Origin of the sequence: Flavobacterium sp. W22_SRS_FP1, assembly GCF_052113685.1 — a bacterium.
Lineage (GTDB): Bacteria > Bacteroidota > Bacteroidia > Flavobacteriales > Flavobacteriaceae > Flavobacterium.
In genome coordinates this window covers 1-24,034 of the sequence record NZ_JBGQOE010000029.1, presented here as the reverse complement: position 1 = coordinate 24,034, position 24,034 = coordinate 1, and the positions used below count along the sequence as shown (strand labels likewise).

General features: G+C 35.4%; 21 protein-coding genes. 13 read left to right on the top strand and 8 right to left on the bottom strand.

Features of this window, described 5'->3' with window-relative positions; genetic code table 11:
* Positions 1 to 108 precede the first annotated feature (108 nt).
* The 5 genes from ACEN2H_RS13425 to ACEN2H_RS13405 all read right to left on the bottom strand — a co-directional run bounded on the left by ACEN2H_RS13425 (position 109) and on the right by ACEN2H_RS13405 (position 4,688).
* Positions 109 to 1,239, bottom strand: a complete 1,131-nt coding sequence (locus ACEN2H_RS13425) for an esterase-like activity of phytase family protein (RefSeq protein ID WP_441733191.1) — start codon at positions 1,237 to 1,239, stop codon at positions 109 to 111.
* Positions 1,240 to 1,245: 6 nt separating this feature from the next.
* A complete protein-coding gene (locus ACEN2H_RS13420; protein ID WP_441733189.1) occupies positions 1,246 to 1,653 on the bottom strand; it encodes a group III truncated hemoglobin in 408 nt (135 codons plus the stop codon).
* 66 nt (positions 1,654 to 1,719) lie between these two features.
* Positions 1,720 to 2,247: a DUF4136 domain-containing protein gene (locus ACEN2H_RS13415; protein ID WP_441733187.1), complete on the bottom strand. Its 528-nt coding sequence runs from the start codon at positions 2,245 to 2,247 to the stop codon at positions 1,720 to 1,722.
* A gap of 49 nt (positions 2,248 to 2,296) precedes the next feature.
* Positions 2,297 to 4,279: a urocanate hydratase gene (locus ACEN2H_RS13410; protein WP_441733185.1), complete on the bottom strand. Its 1,983-nt coding sequence runs from the start codon at positions 4,277 to 4,279 to the stop codon at positions 2,297 to 2,299.
* 229 nt (positions 4,280 to 4,508) lie between these two features.
* Complete coding sequence (locus ACEN2H_RS13405; protein WP_441733183.1) at positions 4,509 to 4,688, bottom strand: DUF5522 domain-containing protein; 180 nt, start codon at positions 4,686 to 4,688, stop codon at positions 4,509 to 4,511.
* A 111-nt stretch (positions 4,689 to 4,799) separates the two neighbouring features.
* Between ACEN2H_RS13405 and ACEN2H_RS13400 the strand changes: the two genes are divergently transcribed.
* The 4 genes from ACEN2H_RS13400 to hemL all read left to right on the top strand — a co-directional run bounded on the left by ACEN2H_RS13400 (position 4,800) and on the right by hemL (position 8,391).
* Entirely contained in the window at positions 4,800 to 5,141 is a 342-nt protein-coding gene (locus ACEN2H_RS13400) for a hypothetical protein (protein WP_441733181.1), read from the top strand.
* A gap of 173 nt (positions 5,142 to 5,314) precedes the next feature.
* On the top strand, positions 5,315 to 6,211 hold the full coding sequence (locus tag ACEN2H_RS13395) for a 1-aminocyclopropane-1-carboxylate deaminase/D-cysteine desulfhydrase (RefSeq protein ID WP_441733180.1): 897 nt from the start codon (positions 5,315 to 5,317) through the stop codon (positions 6,209 to 6,211).
* Positions 6,204 to 7,052, top strand: a complete 849-nt coding sequence (locus ACEN2H_RS13390; RefSeq protein WP_441733178.1) for a glucosaminidase domain-containing protein — start codon at positions 6,204 to 6,206, stop codon at positions 7,050 to 7,052. The genes ACEN2H_RS13395 and ACEN2H_RS13390 overlap by 8 nt, the downstream gene beginning before the upstream one ends.
* Before the next feature lie 52 nt (positions 7,053 to 7,104).
* Positions 7,105 to 8,391, top strand: coding sequence for a glutamate-1-semialdehyde 2,1-aminomutase (gene hemL, locus ACEN2H_RS13385; RefSeq protein WP_441733176.1), 1,287 nt, complete (start codon positions 7,105 to 7,107; stop codon positions 8,389 to 8,391).
* A gap of 42 nt (positions 8,392 to 8,433) precedes the next feature.
* Here the strand turns inward: hemL and ACEN2H_RS13380 are convergent, their stop codons facing one another.
* Complete coding sequence (locus ACEN2H_RS13380; protein ID WP_441733174.1) at positions 8,434 to 8,874, bottom strand: hypothetical protein; 441 nt, start codon at positions 8,872 to 8,874, stop codon at positions 8,434 to 8,436.
* 134 nt (positions 8,875 to 9,008) lie between these two features.
* Here ACEN2H_RS13380 and ACEN2H_RS13375 point away from each other — a divergent pair, with 134 nt between their 5' ends.
* The 5 genes from ACEN2H_RS13375 (at position 9,009) to ACEN2H_RS13355 (ending at position 14,384) form a co-directional block, all read left to right on the top strand.
* Positions 9,009 to 9,374: a hypothetical protein gene (locus ACEN2H_RS13375; protein ID WP_441733172.1), complete on the top strand. Its 366-nt coding sequence runs from the start codon at positions 9,009 to 9,011 to the stop codon at positions 9,372 to 9,374.
* Between the two features lie 109 nt (positions 9,375 to 9,483).
* Positions 9,484 to 10,281, top strand: a complete 798-nt coding sequence (locus ACEN2H_RS13370) for an MbnP family protein (protein WP_441733171.1) — start codon at positions 9,484 to 9,486, stop codon at positions 10,279 to 10,281.
* 141 nt (positions 10,282 to 10,422) lie between these two features.
* Positions 10,423 to 11,460 (top strand): cytochrome-c peroxidase, encoded by a 1,038-nt coding sequence (locus ACEN2H_RS13365; RefSeq protein WP_441733169.1) that lies wholly within the window; start codon positions 10,423 to 10,425, stop codon positions 11,458 to 11,460.
* 4 nt (positions 11,461 to 11,464) lie between these two features.
* Entirely contained in the window at positions 11,465 to 12,436 is a 972-nt protein-coding gene (locus ACEN2H_RS13360) for a transporter (RefSeq protein WP_441733167.1), read from the top strand.
* A gap of 154 nt (positions 12,437 to 12,590) precedes the next feature.
* Complete coding sequence (locus ACEN2H_RS13355; protein ID WP_441733165.1) at positions 12,591 to 14,384, top strand: hypothetical protein; 1,794 nt, start codon at positions 12,591 to 12,593, stop codon at positions 14,382 to 14,384.
* Positions 14,385 to 14,531: 147 nt separating this feature from the next.
* On the opposite strand, the gene lysS is transcribed toward ACEN2H_RS13355, so the two are convergent.
* Positions 14,532 to 16,241 (bottom strand): lysine--tRNA ligase, encoded by a 1,710-nt coding sequence (gene lysS / locus ACEN2H_RS13350; protein ID WP_441733163.1) that lies wholly within the window; start codon positions 16,239 to 16,241, stop codon positions 14,532 to 14,534.
* A gap of 356 nt (positions 16,242 to 16,597) precedes the next feature.
* Here lysS and lipB point away from each other — a divergent pair, with 356 nt between their 5' ends.
* Positions 16,598 to 17,302, top strand: coding sequence for a lipoyl(octanoyl) transferase LipB (gene lipB, locus ACEN2H_RS13345; RefSeq protein ID WP_441733161.1), 705 nt, complete (start codon positions 16,598 to 16,600; stop codon positions 17,300 to 17,302).
* 1 nt (position 17,303) lies between these two features.
* On the opposite strand, the gene ACEN2H_RS13340 is transcribed toward lipB, so the two are convergent.
* Positions 17,304 to 17,963, bottom strand: coding sequence for a ribonuclease HII (locus tag ACEN2H_RS13340; RefSeq protein WP_441733159.1), 660 nt, complete (start codon positions 17,961 to 17,963; stop codon positions 17,304 to 17,306).
* A 480-nt stretch (positions 17,964 to 18,443) separates the two neighbouring features.
* Between ACEN2H_RS13340 and ACEN2H_RS13335 the strand changes: the two genes are divergently transcribed.
* From ACEN2H_RS13335 to ACEN2H_RS13325, 3 genes are all read left to right on the top strand, one after another.
* Complete coding sequence (locus tag ACEN2H_RS13335; RefSeq protein ID WP_441733158.1) at positions 18,444 to 21,542, top strand: SusC/RagA family TonB-linked outer membrane protein; 3,099 nt, start codon at positions 18,444 to 18,446, stop codon at positions 21,540 to 21,542.
* 11 nt (positions 21,543 to 21,553) lie between these two features.
* Positions 21,554 to 23,176, top strand: coding sequence for a RagB/SusD family nutrient uptake outer membrane protein (locus tag ACEN2H_RS13330; protein WP_441733156.1), 1,623 nt, complete (start codon positions 21,554 to 21,556; stop codon positions 23,174 to 23,176).
* Between the two features lie 73 nt (positions 23,177 to 23,249).
* On the top strand, positions 23,250 to 23,966 hold the full coding sequence (locus ACEN2H_RS13325; RefSeq protein WP_441733154.1) for a hypothetical protein: 717 nt from the start codon (positions 23,250 to 23,252) through the stop codon (positions 23,964 to 23,966).
* The last annotated feature ends 68 nt before the right edge of the window (positions 23,967 to 24,034 follow it).

Genomic DNA, 24,034 nt, shown 5'->3' with positions numbered 1-24,034 from the left:
TACGAATTCTAGGAGCTATTTTCCGCTTTTCATTGGAATTTTTTTGTAAAAGCTTCCTTTTCACCCGGGGTCAAGAGAGTTGTATTTGACATGGAGCTGCTATTAATCTTAGTTCACTTCAAAAAGTAGAATTTGTGTTTTCTGTTTATTAGAGAAATTATTGTCAGAAACGAAAAGTAAGGATTGTTTTCCATTTGCCAGTTTCGGACCAAAAGTAATTCCTTCGATATTATCAATAAAAATACCTAAATCATCCATGTTCAGAATCAGTATTTTTGATGCTGGGGTAAATTCTTGCCCTTGCAATGAAGCTATATTTTTTACATCAGTTGCTTTGGAGAAATCACATAAATATACTTTTATGGTGCATGCTTGGCGCCCTACAGAGTAGGAACGCTCTACAACTAAGAGTTGGTTCTTAGCATAATACTGAATTGTTGATATTCCGTTTACGGCAAAACCAGCTGCAGGGTTTGGTTCGTGTGCAATGGGATCTAAAAGGTAGGCGTATTGTGCGGTATTTTTTCTGGAGTTCACATCAAACTCAAATAAACGTATCATACCGCCTTTTGCAGTGGTCGCTTCGCAATCATCTTCGTACAAAGACTCTTCGACGTTTGCGTATAGCGTTGTGTAATTTTTATTAAATGCTATTCCTTCAAGAACGCCATTACTGCGCGGTCCTTTTTCCTCTTTTTGCATGTTGAGGTTAGCCGGTAAATGATATTCATTTAAATAATTCCCATTTAAATCTGCTGTTTGTAATGTAGGGTTTTGCAGCACCGAAAAGTCTTTTGCAATAACACGAGCACCTTCACTACTCCATATCACCGAGTTTGTTTTCGGGTTGTAACGCAGTTCTTCTGGATCGATAGATTCAGATGGCGTTGTCTCCCAATTGCTGTATTTTTCTCCAGCTGCATTTTTTAATGAAACTACATTTTTAAAAGCAATCTTGTTTATTGTATCGGAATCCAAATGAATTTTTGCAGTATAAAAACGAGCATCATTGTAAATAGCTCTGTCATCAGATATGAAATAATACAAGTCATTTTTAGTATCATAATCGATACTGGATAATCCGCCAACAACCGTATTTTTAAATTCTTGATTGAAGGGAATTTCAATAGTATTGATGAGTTTCAGCGAGGGATTCGGAGTGGATTTATCAGTACTATTTAAACTAGCACAGGAAATAAAAGCAAGCGGTAAAAAAGCAATAAGTAATAATTTGCGCATGAAACTTTATTTTGAATTTAAAAGATCTCCTTTTTGGTCAGCATCTCTAAAATAGTTGATCTTGTAATTGAACATCTCAGCCATGTTTTTGGCGCGTAGTTTCGCTTCATCAGCAATGGCGCCAGTAAATAAGACATCTACCGTTGCAGTAAAAATTTCCATCCAGCGGTCAAAATGCACTTTATCAATAGGTAAATGTTTGTGTGGAGGAAATGGGCTGCCGGTATAAGTGTGTTGCTCAAGTAAAATAGTTTGCCAAAAGCGATACATTTTTTCCAAATGTTCTGGCCAGCGATTCGCTATTTTCTCGTTAAATATAAGGCCAATAAAATCGTCTTTTTGCACTTTGCCATAAAAAGTGTCAACTAATAATTTGATGTCGTCAAGTGTGGTAATATCTTTAATTTGTGTCATAATGGGGTATAAAAAAGCCTACACAAAGGTAGGCGATTTATATAGAATAAGTAATTATGGGTATTTCTATTTTGGCGGGAATTGTGCTAGAATTTTCGCTACAAACTCATTGATTTGGCTTTCTTTTCGCTCTCGGTTTTCCGTTAGGTAGCCAACACCTTCACCTTCCCAAACGAGCTCTTTTTTCTTAGCATCAATTAAATCAATATATAGCGTTCCTTCGACAGAAGTAGAAACAAAGGAGCGTCCTCCCCAAAGGTAAGGGTTCCAGCCATATCCCCAACCATATCCCCAACCTGCATTGAATTGATCAACATCAATACGTTCTCTTTCTTTGGTAAATATATTAATCAATAAATCTGGATTTTCACTTTTAATCATCCCTTTTTTACCAAGTTCATAATCAATTGCATTCAGAATTCTTTTTTTGTCCAAACCTGATATTTCGGCCCTGTCAATACCTCTTTTGTGAAAAGCATAGGTTTTGTATTGACTGAAATCTACCGCTTTGTCATAATCAGAATGTACTCTAATGGAGCTGCAGGAAACCAGTATAAATAGAAAGAATATGGGAAGAATTTTAATTGCTTTCATGATTTAAATATTTGATTGTTAAATGTCTACTAAAGGTACGCTCTAATTATTAAAAATCCAACAAATTATCGGCAACAATGTTAGGAAGAGTCACTTTTAACAAAGGTTGGCTTTTCATAGCTCTTTTTATGGCGAAAACCGCGCCCTCATTGCGCGCCCAGCTTCTTCTTGAAATTCCGTTATTGACATCCCAGAAAAGCATGGATTCGATACGTCCTGATGCTTCTTTCGAGCCGTCAAGCACCATCCCAAATCCACCATTAATTACTTCGCCCCAACCTACGCCGCCACCGTTGTGGATAGAAACCCAGGTTGCGCCGCGAAAACTATCTCCAATCACGTTTTGAATCGCCATATCAGCAGTAAAACGCGAGCCGTCATAAATATTCGAAGTTTCTCTGTAAGGGGAATCCGTTCCTGATACATCATGATGATCCCGACCTAAAACCACGGTTCCTATTTCTCCTTTGGCAATAGCCTGATTAAAAGCTTCTGCAATTTTCATACGACCTTCTGCATCAGCATATAGAATGCGGGCTTGTGAACCAACCACCAATTTATTTTCTTGTGCCCCTTTTATCCATTGAATATTATCCTGCATTTGTTGCTGAATTTCAATAGGAGCTGTTTTTGCCATTTCTTCTAGAACTGCGCAGGCAATATCATCTGTTTTTTGTAAATCTTCTGGTTTTCCAGAAGCGCAAACCCAACGGAAAGGTCCAAAGCCAAAATCAAAACACATAGGGCCCATGATGTCTTGAACATAGCTTGGGTACTTGAAGTCAATATGATTTTCGGCCATAATATCGGCCCCTGCACGGGAAGCTTCAAGTAAGAATGCATTTCCATAATCAAAGAAATAAGTTCCTTTGGCGGTGTGTTTATTGATTGCTGCGGTGTGTCTGCGTAATGTTTCTTGTACTTTTTCCTTGAATAAATCAGGATCGTTAGCCATCATTTCGTTAGCTTCTGCAAACGACATATCTGCAGGGTAATATCCTCCAGCCCAAGGATTATGCAATGAAGTTTGATCACTTCCTAAATCGATATGGATGTTTTGTTCGTCAAATTTTTCCCAAACGTCAACTATATTTCCAAGGTAGGCAATCGATACTATTTCTTTATTAGCTTTCGCGAAAGCAATTCTTTTTACTAATTCATCAATGTCTTCGACAACTTCGTTGATCCAACCTTGGCTGTGACGAATGTGGGTTATTTTGGGATTCACCTCGGCACAAACGGTAATGCATCCGGCGATGTTACCGGCTTTAGGTTGGGCGCCACTCATCCCTCCTAATCCTGAGGTTACAAATAAACCGCCTTTTGGAGGTTTTTTTATTTTTCTAAAACCATTCAAAACCGTAATTGTAGTTCCATGTACTATTCCTTGCGGACCAATGTACATATAACTTCCTGCAGTCATTTGGCCGTATTGTGATACTCCTAATGCATTCATTTTTTCCCAATCATCCGGTTTAGAATAATTAGGGATTACCATTCCGTTTGTGACTACGACTCTTGGCGCTTCTTTGTGTGAAGGGAATAACCCCATAGGGTGTCCAGAATACATGGTTAGCGTTTGTTCATCTGTCATTTCCGACAGGTACTGCATAGTCAATAAATATTGTGCCCAATTCTGGAAAACGGCACCATTACCGCCGTAAGTAATTAACTCATGAGGATGTTGCGCTACGGCATAATCTAGATTGTTTTGGATCATCAGCATAATGGCTTTTGCCTGTTCGCATTTTCCTGGATATTCATTGATAGGACGCGCGCACATTTCATAATCTGGACGAAAGCGATACATATAAATGCGACCGTAAGTTTCTAATTCTTGTCGGAATTCTTGAATTAACTCAGGATGATGTTCCACCTCAAAATAGCGCAAAGCATTACGAAGAGCTAATTTTTTCTCCTCTGTGGATAGAATTTCTTTACGTTTTGGAGCATGATTAATGTCTGCCTCATACGGTTTAGGCTTAGGTAGTATGGTAGGAATTCCTTGTTGGATTTGTTCTTGGAAAGTCATCTTAAATGTTGATTCGTTAATTTAGTAAAATATTAATTCGGTATAAAACACCTTTGGAACGTCCTTTGGATTTTTACAGTAATTAAACTACTATGGATAACGAATATCCGATCGATGGTAGGATTTGTGAATTCGAATCCTAAATTTCTGTGAGCAAATATCCATTTAAATTGGTTTGATTTTTATTGTTTGAAAAACTAAAAATACCATCAAAGGTTATATTCAACAATTACTGTTTTTTTATATTTCCCGTTTTCTTATCGTAACCGTAAGGACAGTGCCGACAACCGCTTTTACAGCAATAGCCTCTTTTTAAGTGGTGTTTTTCTGTAAAGCATTTGTATCCTTCTGGGGTATAATAAAAATCTTCGTTTTCAATTAATTTTTCTTCGTTACTTTGCTTAACCATATTTTAACTTTAATCTCTTTTAATAAAACTGAATTGTCATTTTTGGAATAAATTGTATTTTTCTTTAAAAGTTATATTCTTACTAGGACAAATTTATAAATTTTATAACTAATGTTTCTAATTGTCACTAAATATTTAATTCCCAAAGGTTTTCGCGGATTGACCGCTTTTCCTTTTGTATTTGTGAAATACCGCCGTGATAAAGAAAACACAGTCTTTATTAATCATGAAAAAATTCATCTGCGACAACAGTTGGAACTATTAATACTTCCTTTTTTTATAATCTATATTATCGAATACTTCCTTCGTTTCATCCAATATGGAAACCGGAATTTAGCCTACCGAAATATTAGTTTTGAGCGGGAAGCTTATGATAACGAATTGAATGCCGGCTACTTGAAAAAAAGAAGATTTTTTAGTTTCACAAAATACATCAACGGTACCAAGCATTAGTATTTTGAATAGAAGTAGCGGGGTTAAAATTTGTAGATAATGGTGAAGCTGCAAATGGAGAAGAAAGCATAAAAAATGATTTTGTACTGAAAAAAGTAAGGTAAAAACACATCCAATAGCGATTCCATTTTTTTGTTGCATTTAAATTTTACCTTTGTTGAAAATCATCTATTTTGAATCAAAAGCTTATTGTAGAATTTCCCAAATCAATCGCCGTTTCAATCAAACGAGAAGATTTGATACATCCATTCGTGTCAGGAAACAAGTTCAGAAAGCTAAAGTATAATTTGCTGAAAGCGAAAGAAAAAAACTTCGAAACATTGCTCACATTCGGAGGAGCTTTTTCAAATCATATTGCTGCAGTAGCCTATGCAGGAAAAGAGAATGGATTTAGAACGATAGGGATTATACGAGGCGATGAGTTGCGAGATCAAATAGCTGAAAATCAAACTTTAACTTTTGCGCAAAATTGTGGAATGGAATTCAAATTCGTCTCCAGGGCAGAATATCGGTTAAAAAATGAAGCTTTATTCGTGGAAAACTTGAAAAAAGAATTTGGGAATTTTTATCTAATTCCAGAGGGTGGGACCAATGAGTTGGCTATAAAAGGCTGCCAAGAAATCCTCACAAAAGACGACGCTGATTATGATTTTATCTGCTGCTCGATAGGAACAGGCGGGACTATTACAGGAATTATAAACAGTGCTTTGCCTCATCAGAAAGTTTTAGGATTTCCGGCCTTAAAAGGTGATTTTTTGAAAGATGAAATTCGTATTTTTGCACAGAATAATAATTGGGACCTAATTACGGATTATCATTTTGGCGGATATGGGAAAGTGAATGAGCATTTGATTGCGTTTATCAACCAGTTTCATCACAAAAATAATATTCCTTTAGACCCAATTTATACCGGAAAGATGGTTTTTGGCGTTATGGACATGATAGAAAAGAATTATTTCCCTGACCAATCAAAAATTTTATTGATTCACACGGGAGGAATTCAAGGAATTCAAGGAATGAATAAGAAATTGAAAAACAAACAATTACCAACAATAGACATACATGTTTAAAAAAGCCCTAGTAATTTTGACGGTTCTCTTACTAATAAGTTGCAATACTACAAAATCAGTTATTGTTACTACAAAATCAGCTCCAGCAGTTACAAAGAAGCCAGCTGCTAGACCAGTTAAAAAAACAGTTATAGCAAAGGAAAATAAAGAGGAAGTAATAGAGTCCACTTCGAGAACTACCGTTTCAACTGATATCGTGGCTAATTACATTGCCTTATATAAAGATATTGCTATGAGTAATATGAAGATGTATGGTATTCCCGCTAGCATTATTTTAGCACAAGGAATATTAGAGTCTGGCGCAGGAAAAGGAGATTTGGCTAATAGAGCTAACAATCATTTTGGCATAAAATGCCACGATTGGACGGGCGAAAGTGTCAGACATGATGATGATGCCAGCCAGGAGTGTTTTAGAAAATATAATGACCCTTCCGAATCTTTCAAGGATCATGCTTTGTTTTTAACGGGGAGAGGCAGATATTCTAGTTTGTTCTCTTTGCCAAAAGAAGATTATGAGGCTTGGGCAAAAGGACTTAGAAGTGCTGGTTATGCCACCGATCCAAGATATCCAGAGAAATTAATTTCATATATTGAAAGATATGATTTAGGGCAATTCGACTCCCAAGTTTTGGGAAGAAACTATGTTCCTGTTGAAAATCAGCCATCAACTATAAGAATAGCCAGTTTAGGGAACGAAGATAGTAGGTTATATGAAGTTCAAAAAGGAGATACTTTATACTCCATATCGAAAAAATATAATTTATTAGTAGATGAATTGAAGCAGAAAAATAAGCTTTTGATTAACACGCTTTCTATTGGACAAAAATTGATCGTGAATTAGAATTCCAAAAAAATTAATACAGTTATCATAACTAAAATATCAAAAATTATAAATGTTATATAAAAGAAGTAGTCAGCTTTTTGCTGAAGCAGAAAAGGTAATTCCAGGTGGTGTAAATTCACCAGTTAGAGCATTCAAAGCGGTAGGAGGAACTCCAATTTTTGTACAACGTGCTAAAGGTGCTTATTTGTATGATGAAGACGGAAACCGATTAATAGATTACATCAATTCTTGGGGACCAATGATTTTAGGCCATGCCTTTGATCCAGTGGTGCAAGCAGTGATTGAGAAAGCAAAGCTAGGGACCTCTTTTGGTATGCCAACAGAGTTAGAGACACAAATTGCAGCTTTAGCAGTTTCTATGGTACCTAACATTGATAAAATCAGGTTTGTTAATTCGGGGACAGAGGCTTGTATGAGTGCTGTAAGATTAGCTCGTGGATTCACCAAAAAAGACAAAATAATAAAATTTGCAGGTTGTTATCACGGTCATTCAGATTCCTTTTTGATTCAGGCAGGAAGTGGTGCCATCACTTTTGGTTCGCCAAATAGTCCGGGAGTAACAGCAGGAACCGCTAAAGATACTTTGTTAGCTAATTACAATGATGTTGAAAATGTGAGGACGCTAATCGAAGCTAATAAAAATGAAATTGCAGCAATAATTGTAGAACCTGTTGCTGGAAATATGGGTTGCATTCCTCCAAACAAAGGTTTCTTAGAAGGATTAAGACAACTTTGTACAGACAATGACATATTGCTTATTTTTGATGAGGTGATGACAGGATTTCGCTTGGCAAAAGGTGGAGTACAAGAGTTATCAGGAGTTAATTCAGATATAGTTTGTTTTGGTAAAGTAATTGGTGGCGGTTTGCCAGTAGGCGCGTTTGCCGCGCGTGCCGAAATAATGGATTATTTAGCTCCACTAGGACCTGTTTATCAAGCAGGGACTTTATCGGGGAATCCTTTGGCGATGGCTGCTGGATTAGTGATGTTACAAACATTAGATAAGGACCCTGCCATTTTTCAAAGATTGGCCGATAAAACAGCATACTTACACGAAGGAATTGATAAAGTTTTGAAAGCTAATAATGTTGTTTTTACAATTAATAGAATAGGCTCGATGATTTCTGTACATTTTGATGCGACGCCAGTAATTGATTTTAAGTCTGCAGGAAATGGAGATAATGAAACCTTCAAAAAATTCTTCCACGGACTTTTAGAAGAAGGGATTTATATTGCGCCATCAGCTTATGAGACTTGGTTCATAACAGATGCATTGACTTATGAAGATTTGGATTTCACCATTCAAGCCGTAGATAAAGTTTCTAAAAATTTTTAGTTAAAAAAACTCTCGGTTGATATCGAGAGTTTTTTTTTAAAATTAGTTTTTATTGGTTTTTCCATCCATTTCTTTTCTTTGATGCATTCCTTTTTTATGATGGTTTTTGTCCTTCATGGTATCCCATTTTGCAAATTGCTCAGGAGATAATATAATTTTCATTTTTGCTTTCATGGCAATTTGCTCATCCATCATTTTGCTTTTCATAGCAAAACGTTCGTCTCTTGTCGGTTTCTCTTTATGAGCCTTCATCATTTCGTCACGTTTGCCACTTTTTTCGGCAATGATACTTTTCATTTGATCTTGCTGTTTCACTGACAAGTCCAAGTCTAATGTCATTTTTTTCAGCATCAACTCATTTCGTTGTTCAGGAGTAAATTTTTCCATCTCAGCTCTTCCGTCTCTTTTTCCCATTTTATTTCTCTCTTGTGCAAAGCTTGTCATTCCAACAAGCAGTAATGCGGCAATAATTAATTTTTTCATTTCTATTATTTTAAAGTTATAGTAGTAAGACAGGGATGTCTAGCTGTGGTTTAATCCTTAACAAAAGTTTAATAAAAGGAGATACTTATAAGACATATTAAATAATGGAATTATATCTTTGCACAGTGAAAAAAATGGCTGTCATAATTATTATAATTCTATTTCTAAAACCAATATTCCCGGTTATAGATTATGCCGTTAATTATGACTACATCTCAAAAGTACTTTGTATCAATAAAGCAAAACCAGAACTCAAATGTAATGGAAAGTGTCATCTGATGAAAGAATTGGCAAAAGCTTCAGAGGATGATAAAACCAATTCCACTGAAAAAAAACAAAGTACAAATAAATTAATTGACCTTTTTGTTGGAGAACAAGATTCGTTTAAGTTCGCGTTTCTGGTTAATAAAAACAAACCTTCATTCAATTCAAAATGCAGAAATCTTTATTCGCATTTGGATTCTAATTCTATTTTTCACCCACCCATTTTCATTTCTTAAATAGTAAATAAACTTTTAGTACCTCTATTTCCTTTGGCGAAAGTCCAATTGGAATCTTAGTGATACGCCCTATTTTAAAATTTATAAAAAAAGAAATTACCCTTAAAAAATGAAAAATTTAATATACAAGGCCATAGCTGTTTTAGCTTTGAGCGCCACATGTACTGCTTGTTCTAATGACGACGAAACAATTTCAGGAACAGGAAACTTAGCAATAGAATTCGATAATTCTTTTAAAGGAGATGATCTAATTTTAGATACACAAGCTAATACTACAGGGACTAACGAAGTCCTTAAAATTAGTAGTATAAAATACATTATCAGTAATATTGTCCTTACAAAAGAAGATGGAACCACTTTTACAAATCCAAAAAGTGAAAGCTATTTCATAGTAAACGAAGCTGATATAGCGACACATGTATTGAATCTTAAAGACCTTCCTGCTGCTAATTATACTAAAGTTACTTTTGGTGTTGGAGTCGATAAAGAGCAATGGGAGGCCGGAGCAACAGGTCAAGGTGATTTCTTAGCAACGGCGCAAGCAGCAGGAATGATGTGGAGCTGGTCAGCGGGTTACAAATTTGTAGCTTTTGAAGGAACTTTTATATCAGCAACAGTTACTACTCCAGTAGGTTTTAAAGTACATACAGGACAAACAGGTACTGATTATAACTATACTACTGTTGCGCTGGACTTACAGACAAAAGCATTAGTAAGAAGCACAATTACACCGCAAATTCACATTATAACTGACCTGGCTAAGATTTTAAATAGCACAAATGTGATTAAGCTTTCTGATAATAATCCTAATGGAACGGGTGCAAATATCATGGGAGGTGCTAATTTACCACTAGTTACAGCAAACGTTGCAACTATGTTTTCAGTAGACCACGTTCACAACGATTAATTTCATTTTTAGGAGCACAAGAGTTTTGTATAAAGAAATTAGGTCCCGTCTTTCGCTATATCTTTTTTTGAAATAAAAAAAGGATGCCGCTACAACCGGGGCTAAATCAAAGCTTTTGTGCTTTTATTTAAATCTAAAACCATGAAATTAAATCATTTTATTTGGTTACTCATTCCGTTATTATTTAGTTGTTCTGATCAGGATGATGCATATGTTAATCTTCCTTTAGATTTCTCAGTACCCTCAAATTTCCCTGATTTGAAATATGATATCAGCTTAAATCCCCCTACAGAAAAAGGATTTGAATTAGGTAAAAAATTATTTTATGACGGCCGTTTAGCTTCGGATGGACTAGTGTCTTGCGGATTTTGTCATTTACAAGAAGATGCCTTTACCCATCACGGACACACTGTAAGTCATGGTGTTGATAACGCTTTAGGGACTAGAAATGCACCTTCTATTCAAAACTTAGCTTATCAATCTGTATTTATGTACGATGGAGCTGCAAGCCATTTAGACTTACAACCCATAATACCGTTGACTAGTCCTATAGAAATGAATGGCGATTTAAATGCTATTCTGGCTATGATGAAAGCAGATAAAATCTATAAGCAATTGTATAAAGAATCTTTTGCTGATGGTGCTGTATCTGTTGAGAATATGCTAAAAGCGCTTTCGCAATTTATGGTGATGTTGACATCGTCTAATTCTAAATTTGATCATTATAGACGCAATGAAGCACCGGGAACTTTCAGTAATGAAGAAACTGCTGGATACACTATTTTTAAAGCGAAATGTGCTTCTTGCCACGCAACGGATTTAATGACTGATGATTCTTTTAGAAACAACGGTCTTGCCATAAACCCTTTGATTAATGATGTGGGGCGTTACAGAGTAACAGAGTTGGTGCAAGATTATTATAAATTTAAAGTACCTAGTCTACGTAATGTTGAGATGACCGCCCCTTACATGCATGATGGCCGTTTTGGTTCGCTAGAATCAGTACTAAATCACTATAGTTCTGGAGTTGTCCTATCAAAAACCTTAGACCCTATTTTACAGCAAAATGGCCAACTTGGGATTTCACTTTCGACAACAGAAAAAGTGCAATTAATTGCTTTCTTAAAAACATTAACCGACAATCAATATCTTACTGATAAACGATTTTCAGAATATTAATACAATGAAAAATACAATCATAATATCTCTTTTTACTTTATTAGCTGTTCAGTTGGCAACAGCGAAAACGGTAAAAGACAGCATTTCAGGTTTTACATTTCAGAAAATGCAATTGGAGGCTGTAATGGATTTTGACTGCGATGCCTGCGGTTGTTCAGCTAGTGGCGGTAGTATGGGGTTCAGCTCGATGCTTAATGCTAATTTTGTTGGAGTTCGCTACTTTAATCAAAGTTATAGTAGTAGGGACGGAATCTTTGCTAACTCTCCGTGGATTGATGAAAATTTTAATACGACTCAAGTTTGGGCAAAAATCCCTGTTACTGATGAGATTCAGATTGCGGCTTTGATTCCGTATCACTTTCACGATCGAGCGTTGACATCTGGTGCAGAAAAGATCAGTGGGCTAGGAGATGTGACTATTATGGCGACCTACTCCGTATATCAAACTCAAAAAGATAGTGCGGTATTTGCTCATAATTTGCAAGTGGGTGGAGGTATAAAAATGCCTACAGGAAAGTTTAAAGAATCTAATAATCTAGGCACTGTAAATCAAAGTTTTCAATTAGGTACGGGAAGTTGGGATTACCTTTTACTAACAGAGTATGTTATAAAAAGGAAAGATTTGGGATTAAATGCTATGCTGAATTATACTTTAAAAACAGAAAATGACAAAAGATATCAGTTTGGGAACCAGTTAAACTATGGAAGTACCTTGTTTTATTTGTTAGATTTGAATTCGGTTCAACTTGTACCTCAGTTAGGGTTAGCGGGAGAAATCTACGAAACTAATAAGCAATATGGTGAAGCGGTACCAGATACTTCTGGTAATGTTCTCTTTAGTAAATTTGGTATCGAAGTAGGGAAAGATAAATTCTCAGTAGGAGTTAATGCTATGCTGCCTTTAAGTCAAAACTTATCGAGCGGAAGAATAGAAGCTAATTATAGATGGAGCTTAAATTTAAATTATACTTTATAGAAAAAAAAGAACGTTTTTTTATTCATTAAACCCAACAACTTTCTTGAAAGGCGTTGGGTTTAATTTTTTAAGAATAATACTCACATGATATATATCAGCTTTTTACTGCAGTAAAACACTAATATTTGTGGATTAATATTCAAAAAATATTTCCATGACAACAACTAAACCGTCACATACATTTCACATTCCGGTAATGGGATTAGCGTATACTATTGATAGTCCAATTCGAGTAGCAAAGTATGGCATTTCCTCCGTTATTTCAATAATAGATGATGATCTTATTGAAAAAATGAGCGCTTTTTACAGTGCTAAATTTGATGTTCCTTATCAGGAAATTACTCAAAAAATTCATGATTATCGCGCAGAACGAATCACCTCTTATTTGAATTTGGTGGACAAAATCGTAAAGGACAAATTCGACAATTTCAAAAATGAGTTGGCTGAAAGTAAACAGGCATTGGATAATTATATTGCCATGTTGCCAAATAAATCAGAGATAAAACTGGGTTTACAAAATTTAGTAGATGATGGACTCGCTTTTAAGGAAAATATCAAAAATTTTCTTGAAAACAATCTGACTACAGGTGATATTGATGTTAATATCATGACGAAAGTCGATAAAGATAATTTTATCAAAGATGAGCAATTAGCTACTAAATTTAATGATGCTCATGCTTCGCTTCGTGGTTTTGCTAATAGTACGCTGACTTCTTCGGTGGTGCTGTCAGCTGGAATGAATCCGAGATTGTACAGTTATTTTGAAAGTTTTGATATCTTTTTTCCAGATGCTAATAACCATTTGAATAAGAAAATCATCCTTAAAGTTAGCGATTTTAGATCGGCTATGATACAAGGAAATTTTCTTGCTAAGAAAGGCCTTTGGGTTTCGGAATACCGAATAGAATCTGGTCTTAATTGCGGAGGACATGCTTTTGCTACTGAGGGCTATTTACTGGGCCCAATTTTAGAAGAATTCAAAGAGAAAAAAGAACAATTGATTCAATCTGCACATGAATTGATGGTCAAAGCTTTAACGATTAAAGAGAAATACGTTCCTGAGAAGCCGTTGGAATTAAAAATCACAGTCCAGGGTGGAGTAGGAACCGCGGAAGAGCACGACTTCTTATTAGATTATTATCAAGTTGATTCCGTAGGTTGGGGTTCGCCATTTTTGTTGGTTCCGGAAGCTACGTCTGTTGATGAATCCACACGTAAATTATTGGCGAAAGCCAAAGAAGAGGATTTGTACTTGAGTCATATTTCCCCTCTGGGAATTGCTTTTAATACCTTGAGAGGAACAACAAATGAAATGCTGAAACAAAAACGCATACAAGAAAGTAATGCAGGAAGCTCCTGTCCCAAAAAGTTTTTGGCGCTAAGCAAAGAATTTGGCTATAAAGGAATTTGTACTGCTTCTAAAAAATACCAAGACGTAAAACTAGCGGAATTGGAAACTAAAAAAGATACTTTTTCTGCTGAAACGTTCGAGAATGCAAAAAATAAAATTACTGAAAAATCGTGTCTTTGTGTAGGTTTAGCAAATGCATCCTATTTAGAAAACGAGATTAAAATTAAAGGACAGGCTCAAGGAGTTGTAATTTGTCCAGGGCCTAATATGGCTTATTTCGATCAAGAAGTGTCACTTTCAAAAATGGTACAACATATTTATGGAAATGATTCGGTATTGACTGAAATGAATCGCCCAAACATGTTCGTCAAAGAATTGAAAATGTATCTTGATTATTTGAAGAATGAAATTGCAACTGTTTCTGAGGAGATAACGGCCGGCCAAATTAAAAAGTGGAATTCATTCAAGAAGAATTTAGGAGAAGGAATTGAGTATTATCAAAGCTTGTTCTTACCTAATCTTTCTTCTGAAAATGGGAAGATTCAGGACCTGCTTCGTTTTTATAAAGCGGAGCTATCAAACATAAAAATTCCATAATTGGAAATAGCATAAAATAGGAAAGCGGCTTAAAATTTCAAGCCGCTTTTTTTATGTCTTGTCCTGAAAAAATATTGCACAAAACAATTTTTGCTATTAGATTGGTGAGCTGAATTTAGTCTTTTGATATATATGCTTTAGTAGTATTTACTCTTTCAATCGGCACGCTTTAATATCTCCTGCTACAACCACTTCAGTCAATCCTAAAGAAGAAAGATTCTTCATGGCTTTATCCCATTTCTTGCCGCTCAATTCAGATTTGATCTTCAATAAACCAAATTCCATTTGGTTCTCATTGGTTTGTAAAAGTGCTACAATCAGTTTTTCGTCCTCTTCTAGTTCCACCTGAATTTGTTTTTTCTCTGGTCTCATTTGTGGGAACAATAACACTTCTTGGATCGACGCATTATTAGTCAAAAACATAATCAAACGGTCCATTCCTATTCCCATTCCTGATGTAGGAGGCATTCCATACTCTAAGGCTCTAAGGAAGTCTTCGTCGATAAATTCAGTTGCTTCATCATCTCCTTTTGCAGCCAGTTTTAGTTGCTCTTCAAAACGTTCTCTTTGGTCAATCGGGTCGTTCAGTTCAGAATAGGCATTGGCTACTTCTTTCCCACAAACCATCAATTCAAAACGTTCCGTCAATTCTGGATTGTCACGGTGTGATTTACATAAAGGGGACATTTCTTTTGGATAATCCGTAATGAACGTCGGCTGAATGTAATTTCCTTCACATTTTGCACCAAAAATCTCATCAATTAATTTTCCTTTACCCATGGTAGCGTCTACATCAATTCCCATGGCTCTGGCAGCATCAAACAATTCTATTTCGTTTTTTCCTGAAATATCAAAATCAGTAAAATGTTTTATAGAATCAGTCATTGTAACTCGAGCATAAGGAGCTTTAAAGTTGATTTTGTGCGCTCCAAAAGTAGCTTCGGAAGTTCCATTTACGGCAATCGCACAATGCTCTAAAAGATCTTCGGCAAATTTCATCATCCAGTTGTAGTCCTTGTAGGCTACATATATTTCCATGGCAGTAAATTCAGGGTTGTGCGTGCGGTCCATTCCTTCATTTCTGAAGTTTTTTGAGAACTCATACACCCCTTCAAATCCGCCTACAATTAATCTTTTTAAGTACAATTCATTGGCAATACGCATGTACAAAGGCATGTCCAAAGAGTTGTGGTGCGTAATAAAAGGTCTCGCTGCGGCACCGCCAGGAATTGGTTGTAAAACAGGAGTTTCAACCTCAAGGTAGCCTTTATCGTTAAAAAAAGAACGCATTGCGTTAAACATTTTTGTTCTCTTGATAAACGTTTCTTTTACATGATCGTTCACAGTTAAATCCACGTATCTACGGCGGTATCTTTGTTCTGGATCAGCAAATGCATCGTACGTTTTTCCATCAGCATCTGTTTTTACTACAGGAAGTGGTTTCAAGGCTTTCGCCAAAACTCTCAAGCCATAAATATGAACCGAAATTTCACCGACTTGTGTTTTGAAAACCGTTCCGCGAACTCCAATAAAATCACCAATATCCAATAGTTTTTTGAAAACTACGTTGTACATTGTTTTTTCCTCATCATCCGAAATGTCATCTCTAGAAACATAAATTTGAATGCGTCCTTCAGCATCTTTCAATTCTGCAAAAGAAGCCTTTCCCATGATGCGTTTTCCCATCAATCGTCCTGCAAGAATCACTTCCTTCCCTTCGTATTTCTCGAAATTGGCAAGGATTTCGCTCGAATGAGCGGTAGTTACAAATTCATTTGCCGGATAAGGATCTATTCCTAATTTGCGCAATTCTGTGAGTGCTTCTCTACGAAGGATTTCTTGTTCGGATAATGCCATTTTATGCTGATTTTAAGAGCGCAAAGATACTTTATAAGTCGCAAAGTTGCAAAGTTTTATAGTTGCAAAGTTTTTTTAGGAGCAATTTCCAGCTTTCCGTTTCAATCTTTTGTTTTTTAAAGGAAAAAACAAAAGGATTTACACTTCAATCTGGGCTAATAGAGTTGGTTTAAAGCAAAAATATTTTCTTTTAGAACATAGAAGATTAAAAAACAATTGGAGAATTAATAGAAAATTTTAAAATCACTAATCTGGAAGTGATTTTGGAAAACTAAATTTTTAGTTTGATTTGCACGGTTGCTACTTCAATCTAAATCTTTGTACATTTGCAAATGAAAACCTTTGCGCCCCATAAAATGAATAAAACAATCCAACTTCAAGATTTAGGAAATAAAGATTACAAAGAAACTTGGGAATATCAAGAAGAATTATTCAAAGGAGTTGTTGATTTAAAAATTAGGAATAGGAGAGAAGAACTTAATCTTGTAACTCCAAATTACTTTCTTTTTGTAGAACATCCGCATGTCTACACTTTGGGCAAAAGTGGAGATCTAAGTAACTTGTTGTTGTCCGAAAAGCAATTGGAGGCCAAGGGAGCAACTTTTTACAATATCAATCGCGGCGGTGATATTACCTATCACGGACCAGGACAAATCGTAGGTTACCCTATAATTGATTTAGAAAATTTCTTTACTGACATTCATAAATACCTGCGTTTTCTCGAGGAAGCAATAATCCTTACATTACAAGAATATGGTTTGGAATGTGGACGTAGCGAAGGCGAAACCGGAGTTTGGTTAGGTGCAGAAACGCCATTTGCCAGAAAAATTTGTGCAATGGGAGTGCGAGCGTCTCGTTGGGTGACTATGCACGGATTCGCTCTGAATGTAAATGCTGATTTAGGTTACTTTGACAATATCATTCCTTGCGGGATTCGCGGTAAAGCAGTAACCTCTTTAAATGTTGAACTTGGTGTGGTAAAAGTGGATGAAGAAGAAGTGAAAGAAAAAATCCTTAAACATTTTTCCAATCTTTTTGAAGCTACTTTTAAGAAATCTTAAATTATAAATCAAAAGAATACTGTTCCGGCAATAATCGAAAACTCATTCTGTGGTATTTTGTCACTCCATATTTTCTTATCGCTTCACGATGCTCTTTGGTAGGATATCCTTTATTTTTTTTCCAGTTGTACATCGGGTATTCGTCATGAATTAGATTCATGTATTCGTCGCGATAGGTTTTTGCTAAAACCGAAGCGGCTGCAATACTCATGAATTTTGAATCTCCTTTAACAATACTCATACTAGGAATAGAACGGAGAATTTCAATTTCGGCTGTTGTATAAATTTTTCCTGCTTTATTTGTAATTCCATTTTTGTGGATAAACGAAGCGCTTCCGTCAACAATAATATACTCCGGTTGTGGTACAAGTTTCAAGACGCACTCCTGCATCGCTTTTATCGAAGCATTGAGTATGTTGATTTTATCAATTACATTAGGTTCTAAATGCGAAACCGAAAAACAAAGAGCTTGTTCCTCTATAATAAGTTTTAATTTTTCTCTTACTTTTTCCGAAAGCTGCTTGCTATCGTTAAGAGTTTTATTTGTGAAATCAGCCGGCAGTATTAACGCTGCTGCAGTAACTGGCCCAGCAAGGCAACCACGTCCAGCCTCGTCAGTTCCGGCTTCAAGAATAATTTTCGAAAAATTAGTTAAAAGCATCTTTTTTTACAAATATAGAACCAAAATCTTTTTTAAGTTATCTGTTTAAGTCAGAACTTAGGAAATAATGTTGCAAATGCGAAAATGGTAGTATACACTTGTTAATTTTTATTTCGCCTAATAGGAGTTAATGTTTTTATATTAAATGATAAATATCGTAAGTAGTGGCATTTTAATATCAGCTGATTTACTTAAGAGTCCTGGCAAAACTGGGAAATTGCGATATTCACCTCCGCTTGAGTTAACTCAAGTCGCAAGAATTATTCCTTCTTGGAATTATTTGTAAGTATAATTATAACAAATAAACAAAAAACTGCTGCTGTTTTAATATTCTGTTTAATCTGCTTTCCTCAATTAGTTTAATAAAAAACAAAGTATGTACATACACAAATGTTAAATATATAAAATATACTATTAAATTTAGGTTAATTAATTATTAATAATGAATCTTTGTAAGATAACTAATTCAAACTATTTAATATGAGATCAAAATTCAAATGGATTTTTTCGTTGTTGTTGGCTATGTCAATGCAATTTGTTTTCGCTCAAGAAAAAACAATTACCGGTGTTGTATCTGATGCTTCAGGAAGTTTACCAGGCACAAATGTAGCAGTTAAAGGCACTACAAGAGGTACGCAAACAGACTTAGACGGGAGGTATTCAATCAAAGCAAAGACTGGTGATGTTTTATTATTCAGCTTCATAGGTATGAAGAATGTCTCAAAAGTAGTTGGATCAGCAAGCACCATCAATGTGTCGATGCAAGGTGGTGAAAGCTTAAATGAGGTGGTAGTTTTGGGGTACGGAAAAACATCTACAAAAGCAAAAGCAATAGGTTCATCGCAAACCGTTACTTCAAAAGTGCTAGAAGGAAGACCTAATGTGAATGTATTGCAATCATTGCAAGGGCAATTAGCAGGTGCGAATATCGCCTTAGCTTCAGGTCAGCCTGGTAGTAATAAAATTGATATCATTATTAGAGGGGCTTCTTCATTAAATGCGAGTCTTGAGCCACTGTATGTTATCGATGGGGTGCCATTGACTCAGGCATTTTTCAGAAATTTGAATCAAAATGACATTGAGAGTGTTTCTGTACTTAAAGATGCATCTGCGACATCTATTTATGGTAATAGAGGTACAAATGGTGTTATTGTTATAACTACTAAAAAAGGGGATTTTAATTCTCCGCTAGCTGTAAATTTCTCTTCTTCTTATGGAGTATCAGAATTTAGAGGTGATGATTACAACTTGACTAATGCTAAACAGCTTTTAGGAATTCAAAAGGAATACGGTGCTGGTCCAGGTTTTTCTGGCGTTGGTCCTGGTGTTACTGTTGATGTAAATAATATTGATGCTTACGCTATAAATACGGATTGGAAAAAAGTGTTTTTTAGACAAGGAAAAACTTCAAGTCAAGATGTTAGTTTTACTTTAGGTAGTGAAAACACAAAAAGTTTTACCTCTTTAAGTTACTTCCAGCAAGATGGTATTGTGCCAACAACAGATTTTAAAAGATTTACTTTAAGATCAAATTTTTCTGGTAAATCTGCAAATGATAGATTGACATATGGTACTAATATTACTGCTGCATTTTCTAAAAGAAAGCAATTAGAGCAAGAAACTAGAGCAGGTATTAATAGTAATGTTCTTCAAAATCCGCTTACAGGGTATATATTGTCGCCAGCTTATATAAGTCCAGACGGATACAAAAGTGGAGCCCAATTATTTGCTGACTTTGGATCTCCTGCGCTAGATATAACCCCTTACATGTTATTAGATTTATTTAACGGTAACAATGCTCCTAGTTTTTTCGAAGAATTGAAGACGATTGTTTCAGCTAATTTAGCGTTCAAAATAACTAAAGATTTGACATTCAGAAGTACAGCTGGAGCTGATTATGCAGAAGACAAGAGAACTTTCGCGATTGGTCCAGAAGCTTATTTATCTGTTGCAAGAGCAACTGGTGCAGGCCAGCCGTTTCATGGTCTTGAAAGACAACAATCAAACAGGGAATTTTCTTTTAATGCAACAAATCAGTTGAATTATAATATAGAGTTTGGTAAAAGTACTTTAGACGCATCTGCTTATGTGGAATATCTAAAAGCTCACAGAAGATCATTGTTTTACCAACAAACAGGATTGAATCCATTGACTTGGGCTCCTGGTGCTGGTACCGGATACATACCGTATAGCTTAGCATTGCCATTCACTTATGCTCCTTCTGTAGGTGCTTCAAGAATAGATGCAGGTTTGTTTTCTTATTTTGGTACATTGGATTATGATTATGATTCAAAATATGGTATCGCTGCTACAGTAAGAAGAGATGCTAGTTCAAAATTTATCAATGAAAATAAATGGGCTACTTTTTATTCTGTTGGGGGACGATGGAATATTAGTAGAGAAGATTTCTTGAAAGACAGTAAATTTTTGACTGACTTAAAATTGAGGGCTTCTTATGGTACAGCTGGTAACCAGAATATTATTGCCAGAAATGAAGATAGTGATGTTGCGACCATTTTTAATGGTGTACAGATTGTTCGTGATTTGAACAGTACGCAATCAGGTTACGGTAATGCACCTTCATTCGGTGTTTCTTCTATTGCGAATGTAAATGCAAAGTGGGAAACTACTTCTCAAGCTAACGTCGGGATAGATTTTAACTTCAAAAATAGATTATCTGGCTCTTTTGATATATACAAAAGAGTAACAACTGATTTGTATACTAATATACCTGTATCATCATCTAACGGTATTACAAACTTAGCGGGTAATAATGGAGCTCTTTCTAATGAGGGTTTAGAGTTGGCACTTAGATATGACGTTCTGAAAGGCACTGATTTAAAACTTGCTGTTTATGCCAATGGCGCTTATAACAAAAATAAAATCACTGATTTAGGAGTATTAAACGACGGTACGGGTAAACAACGTATAGGAAATGATTTTGCAAATGCAATTGGAGGTCCAGCAAACCAGTACTTTGTTGTTCCTAGCAAAGGTGTTAACCCATTAAATGGAAATCTTTTGTTCACTGACATTAATGGTGCTGATACAGAAAGTCCTACTGATGCTGATAGAAGATTAACAGGGAAAAATAATTTACCTGTATATCAAGGTGGATTTGGTTTAAATGCTTTTTACAAAGGGTTTTTCTTAGATGCGGCTTTTGCTTACTCTGCTAATTTTTATAGATTTGATTTTGATTATCAAGGTCTTATGGATATTAGAAATGCAGAAGTATTTACAGTATCTACTGATATTTTGAATGCTTGGACTCCTACTAACACTAATTCAAATGTACCTTCTTGGGATGCTACTAATCTAGATACGGCTGATATATCTGATAGATTCTTACAAGATGCATCTTTCATACGTTTAAGAAACTTAAGTGTTGGGTACGATGTTCCATCTAAGTTTTTAGAAAAAACTTTCCTTACAGGTGTTCGTTTTAGAGTACAAGGAGAAAATATATTAACTTGGACAAAATGGAGAGGATTCGATCCTGAAACTTTCAAAGCTTCTACAACGGGTTACTTTCCAACTCCGAAATTGTACACTTTTGGCGTAGATATTAATTTTTAAAAAATAAAAAAATGAAAAAAAGAATATTAATATTAAGTGTTTTGGCAGTATTTTTCTCTTGCTCTGACGCAACTGATATTTTACAAGCAGGGGAGTTAAATGACGCTAGGTTATTTACATCCGTAAATAACATACAGTTATTTCTTAATGAAACTTATGACAGGTTAGGTACTGAAAACGAAATAATAGTTTCGTCACTATTAACGGATGAGGTTGCAATTGGTAGTGGTTTGATTTCAAATGAGACTCAAAGGTTTTTCCTGTTGACTACAAACGGTTTTGCTTCTAACATTTGGAATAGTCATTACAATACAATTAATTATTGTAACAGACTGATTAGAGGAGCTGCTTTGTACACGCCGACAGCTGAAGAAACGCCACAATACAATTCAATTTTGGCACAAGCTAGAGCTTTGAGAGCTTTTTCTCACTTTCAGTTGTTAACGTATTTTTCTACTGATTTAAGTAGCGATGCGGCTCCAGGTGTTATGCTTGTAGATTTTGTACCAACTCCTGATCAAGATATCCCTAGATCAACAAATGGTGAAGTTTTTAGTTTTATTGAAAGCGATTTAGCTTTTGCTCAAGCTAACTTAATAAATCCAACTGGTCCTACTGCATATAAGTTCATTAACAGAAACTTTATTAGAGCATTTAAAGCAAGAATGTATCTGTACAGAAAAAATTATCCACAAGCATTGATTAATGCGGATGATGCTATCACAAATTCTGGTTTAGTTCTTTCAACATCGACAATTACGGTAGCTAATTTCCCTTCCACGTCTGCGACTACAGTACCTAATGGTGCTGCTAATGGCGCAAATACTATCAATGTTGATCCTACATCAGCTTTTCCTATTCAGAGAGCATTATATCAAGTTGATCAATGGGTATCTGCTGGAAGTCCTGTTTATAGAAAAATGTGGGTGGATGCTGCACAAGGCGAGATTTTATTTGCTATTGACAAACCAATTAACAAAATTAACTTTAGTAGTACTTATAATACTAATGGTTCTTACATTACTGGCGGACCGTTATACGACATGGGTAGGACTTTGTTCAATGCATATAATCAAGATCTTGGTGGAGGAGCACAAGATTATAGAAGATGGTGTTTCGTTGATCGTTCATCGACAATCTCTACCGCCCCTGATGCAGCTTCTAGAACTAGTGAGGTAATTGTTATTGACAAATATCCGGGCAAAAATGGTGGTCATACCGCTAATGATTTGAAAGTTTTTAGATTGTCTGAGATTTATTTTATCAAAGCAGAGTGTTTGATCAGAAGTGGGAATTTGGCTGGTGCAGCCGATTTGATACGTCAAGTTAGACAGGCTAGAAGTTATACTGGAGGCCTAGTGGTAGCACCTACTTATTCTAATGTTGCATCGGCTTTAGCAGATGTATTATTAGAAAGAAGAAAAGAGCTTTCTTTCGAAGGTCACAGATATATTGATCTTAAAAGGTTAGGTACTGATGCAGGTGTAACTGGTACTGATAGATTTGCTCAAGATGCTGTAAATTCTTCTGCTACAAGTCCAGTTAATATCAATGTTACAGATTACAGATTTACATTGCCAATTCCTCAGAGAGAAATTAATGTAAATGCTCTAACTCAAAATCCTGGTTATTAATCAATTGTGATATTGTATTTAAAACCTCCTATAATCCTGTTTGATTGTAGGAGGTTTTTTTAATTAAACTTTTATGAAGAAAATAGTCTTTATGCTTTTGGTTATTGAGATGTCTTTCAGTCAAACGATCGTTGAAAGAGAGAAAATTAAGTCTTTCTATGATAAAAATAAAGTAGTTAAATTAAAATTGAGATTTAAAAGTGATTTTAAATCTCAATTTTCTTTGATTAATAGTTACAAAACCAATAAATCAATTGTAGATTCTGAGAAAGGATCCTTGCAAAGGATATATAATGGAGTACCTATTTATTTTACTACTGATAATACCGAGTCTGGAACAACAATTAATGCAAATGCATTATACACTGCTGGTGAACTCGGTCTAAATTTATCTGGCTTGGGGATAATAGCTGGTGTTTGGGATGGGGGAAAAGTGAGGTCGACTCATCAAGAATTTATTAGTGATAGAATTCTATTAGGTGACGGCTATGCTACTTTAAGTTCTCATGCTACCCACGTTGCTGGAATTATTATGAGTGCCGGTATTGATTCTAAGTCTAAAGGGATTGCCTATAAAGGGATTGCCAAAACTTTTTATTGGGATTCAGACATCGTAGAAATGGCTAGGTTTGCTGCAGATGGATTTTTAGTCTCAAATCATTCTTATGGTTATACTATAGGTGGGCTGGCAAATTGGCGTTTTGGTGCATATGATCAAACTTCTGCATATTACGATATAATATCTGAAATATTTCCTTACTATCAAATAGTTGTGTCGGCAGTGGTCTAACCCCCTAATAATCGGACTTTAACATTTTAAGTTTTACAAACATACAAAATAAGTAAATATCTTTGCTT

Excerpts from the sequence above, each read along its gene's own strand:
- ACEN2H_RS13425 (WP_441733191.1), bottom strand. The coding sequence starts at position 1,239 with ATGCGCAAATTATTACTTATTGCTTTTTTACCGCTTGCTTTTATTTCC.
- ACEN2H_RS13420 (WP_441733189.1), bottom strand. The coding sequence starts at position 1,653 with ATGACACAAATTAAAGATATTACCACACTTGACGACATCAAATTATTA.
- ACEN2H_RS13415 (WP_441733187.1), bottom strand. The coding sequence starts at position 2,247 with ATGAAAGCAATTAAAATTCTTCCCATATTCTTTCTATTTATACTGGTT.
- ACEN2H_RS13410 (WP_441733185.1), bottom strand. The coding sequence starts at position 4,279 with ATGACTTTCCAAGAACAAATCCAACAAGGAATTCCTACCATACTACCT.
- ACEN2H_RS13405 (WP_441733183.1), bottom strand. The coding sequence starts at position 4,688 with ATGGTTAAGCAAAGTAACGAAGAAAAATTAATTGAAAACGAAGATTTT.
- ACEN2H_RS13400 (WP_441733181.1), top strand. The coding sequence starts at position 4,800 with ATGTTTCTAATTGTCACTAAATATTTAATTCCCAAAGGTTTTCGCGGA.
- ACEN2H_RS13390 (WP_441733178.1), top strand. The coding sequence starts at position 6,204 with ATGTTTAAAAAAGCCCTAGTAATTTTGACGGTTCTCTTACTAATAAGT.
- hemL (WP_441733176.1), top strand. The coding sequence starts at position 7,105 with ATGTTATATAAAAGAAGTAGTCAGCTTTTTGCTGAAGCAGAAAAGGTA.
- ACEN2H_RS13380 (WP_441733174.1), bottom strand. The coding sequence starts at position 8,874 with ATGAAAAAATTAATTATTGCCGCATTACTGCTTGTTGGAATGACAAGC.
- ACEN2H_RS13375 (WP_441733172.1), top strand. The coding sequence starts at position 9,009 with ATGGCTGTCATAATTATTATAATTCTATTTCTAAAACCAATATTCCCG.
- ACEN2H_RS13370 (WP_441733171.1), top strand. The coding sequence starts at position 9,484 with ATGAAAAATTTAATATACAAGGCCATAGCTGTTTTAGCTTTGAGCGCC.
- ACEN2H_RS13365 (WP_441733169.1), top strand. The coding sequence starts at position 10,423 with ATGAAATTAAATCATTTTATTTGGTTACTCATTCCGTTATTATTTAGT.
- ACEN2H_RS13360 (WP_441733167.1), top strand. The coding sequence starts at position 11,465 with ATGAAAAATACAATCATAATATCTCTTTTTACTTTATTAGCTGTTCAG.
- ACEN2H_RS13355 (WP_441733165.1), top strand. The coding sequence starts at position 12,591 with ATGACAACAACTAAACCGTCACATACATTTCACATTCCGGTAATGGGA.
- lysS (WP_441733163.1), bottom strand. The coding sequence starts at position 16,241 with ATGGCATTATCCGAACAAGAAATCCTTCGTAGAGAAGCACTCACAGAA.
- lipB (WP_441733161.1), top strand. The coding sequence starts at position 16,598 with ATGAATAAAACAATCCAACTTCAAGATTTAGGAAATAAAGATTACAAA.
- ACEN2H_RS13340 (WP_441733159.1), bottom strand. The coding sequence starts at position 17,963 with ATGCTTTTAACTAATTTTTCGAAAATTATTCTTGAAGCCGGAACTGAC.
- ACEN2H_RS13335 (WP_441733158.1), top strand. The coding sequence starts at position 18,444 with ATGAGATCAAAATTCAAATGGATTTTTTCGTTGTTGTTGGCTATGTCA.
- ACEN2H_RS13330 (WP_441733156.1), top strand. The coding sequence starts at position 21,554 with ATGAAAAAAAGAATATTAATATTAAGTGTTTTGGCAGTATTTTTCTCT.
- ACEN2H_RS13325 (WP_441733154.1), top strand. The coding sequence starts at position 23,250 with ATGAAGAAAATAGTCTTTATGCTTTTGGTTATTGAGATGTCTTTCAGT.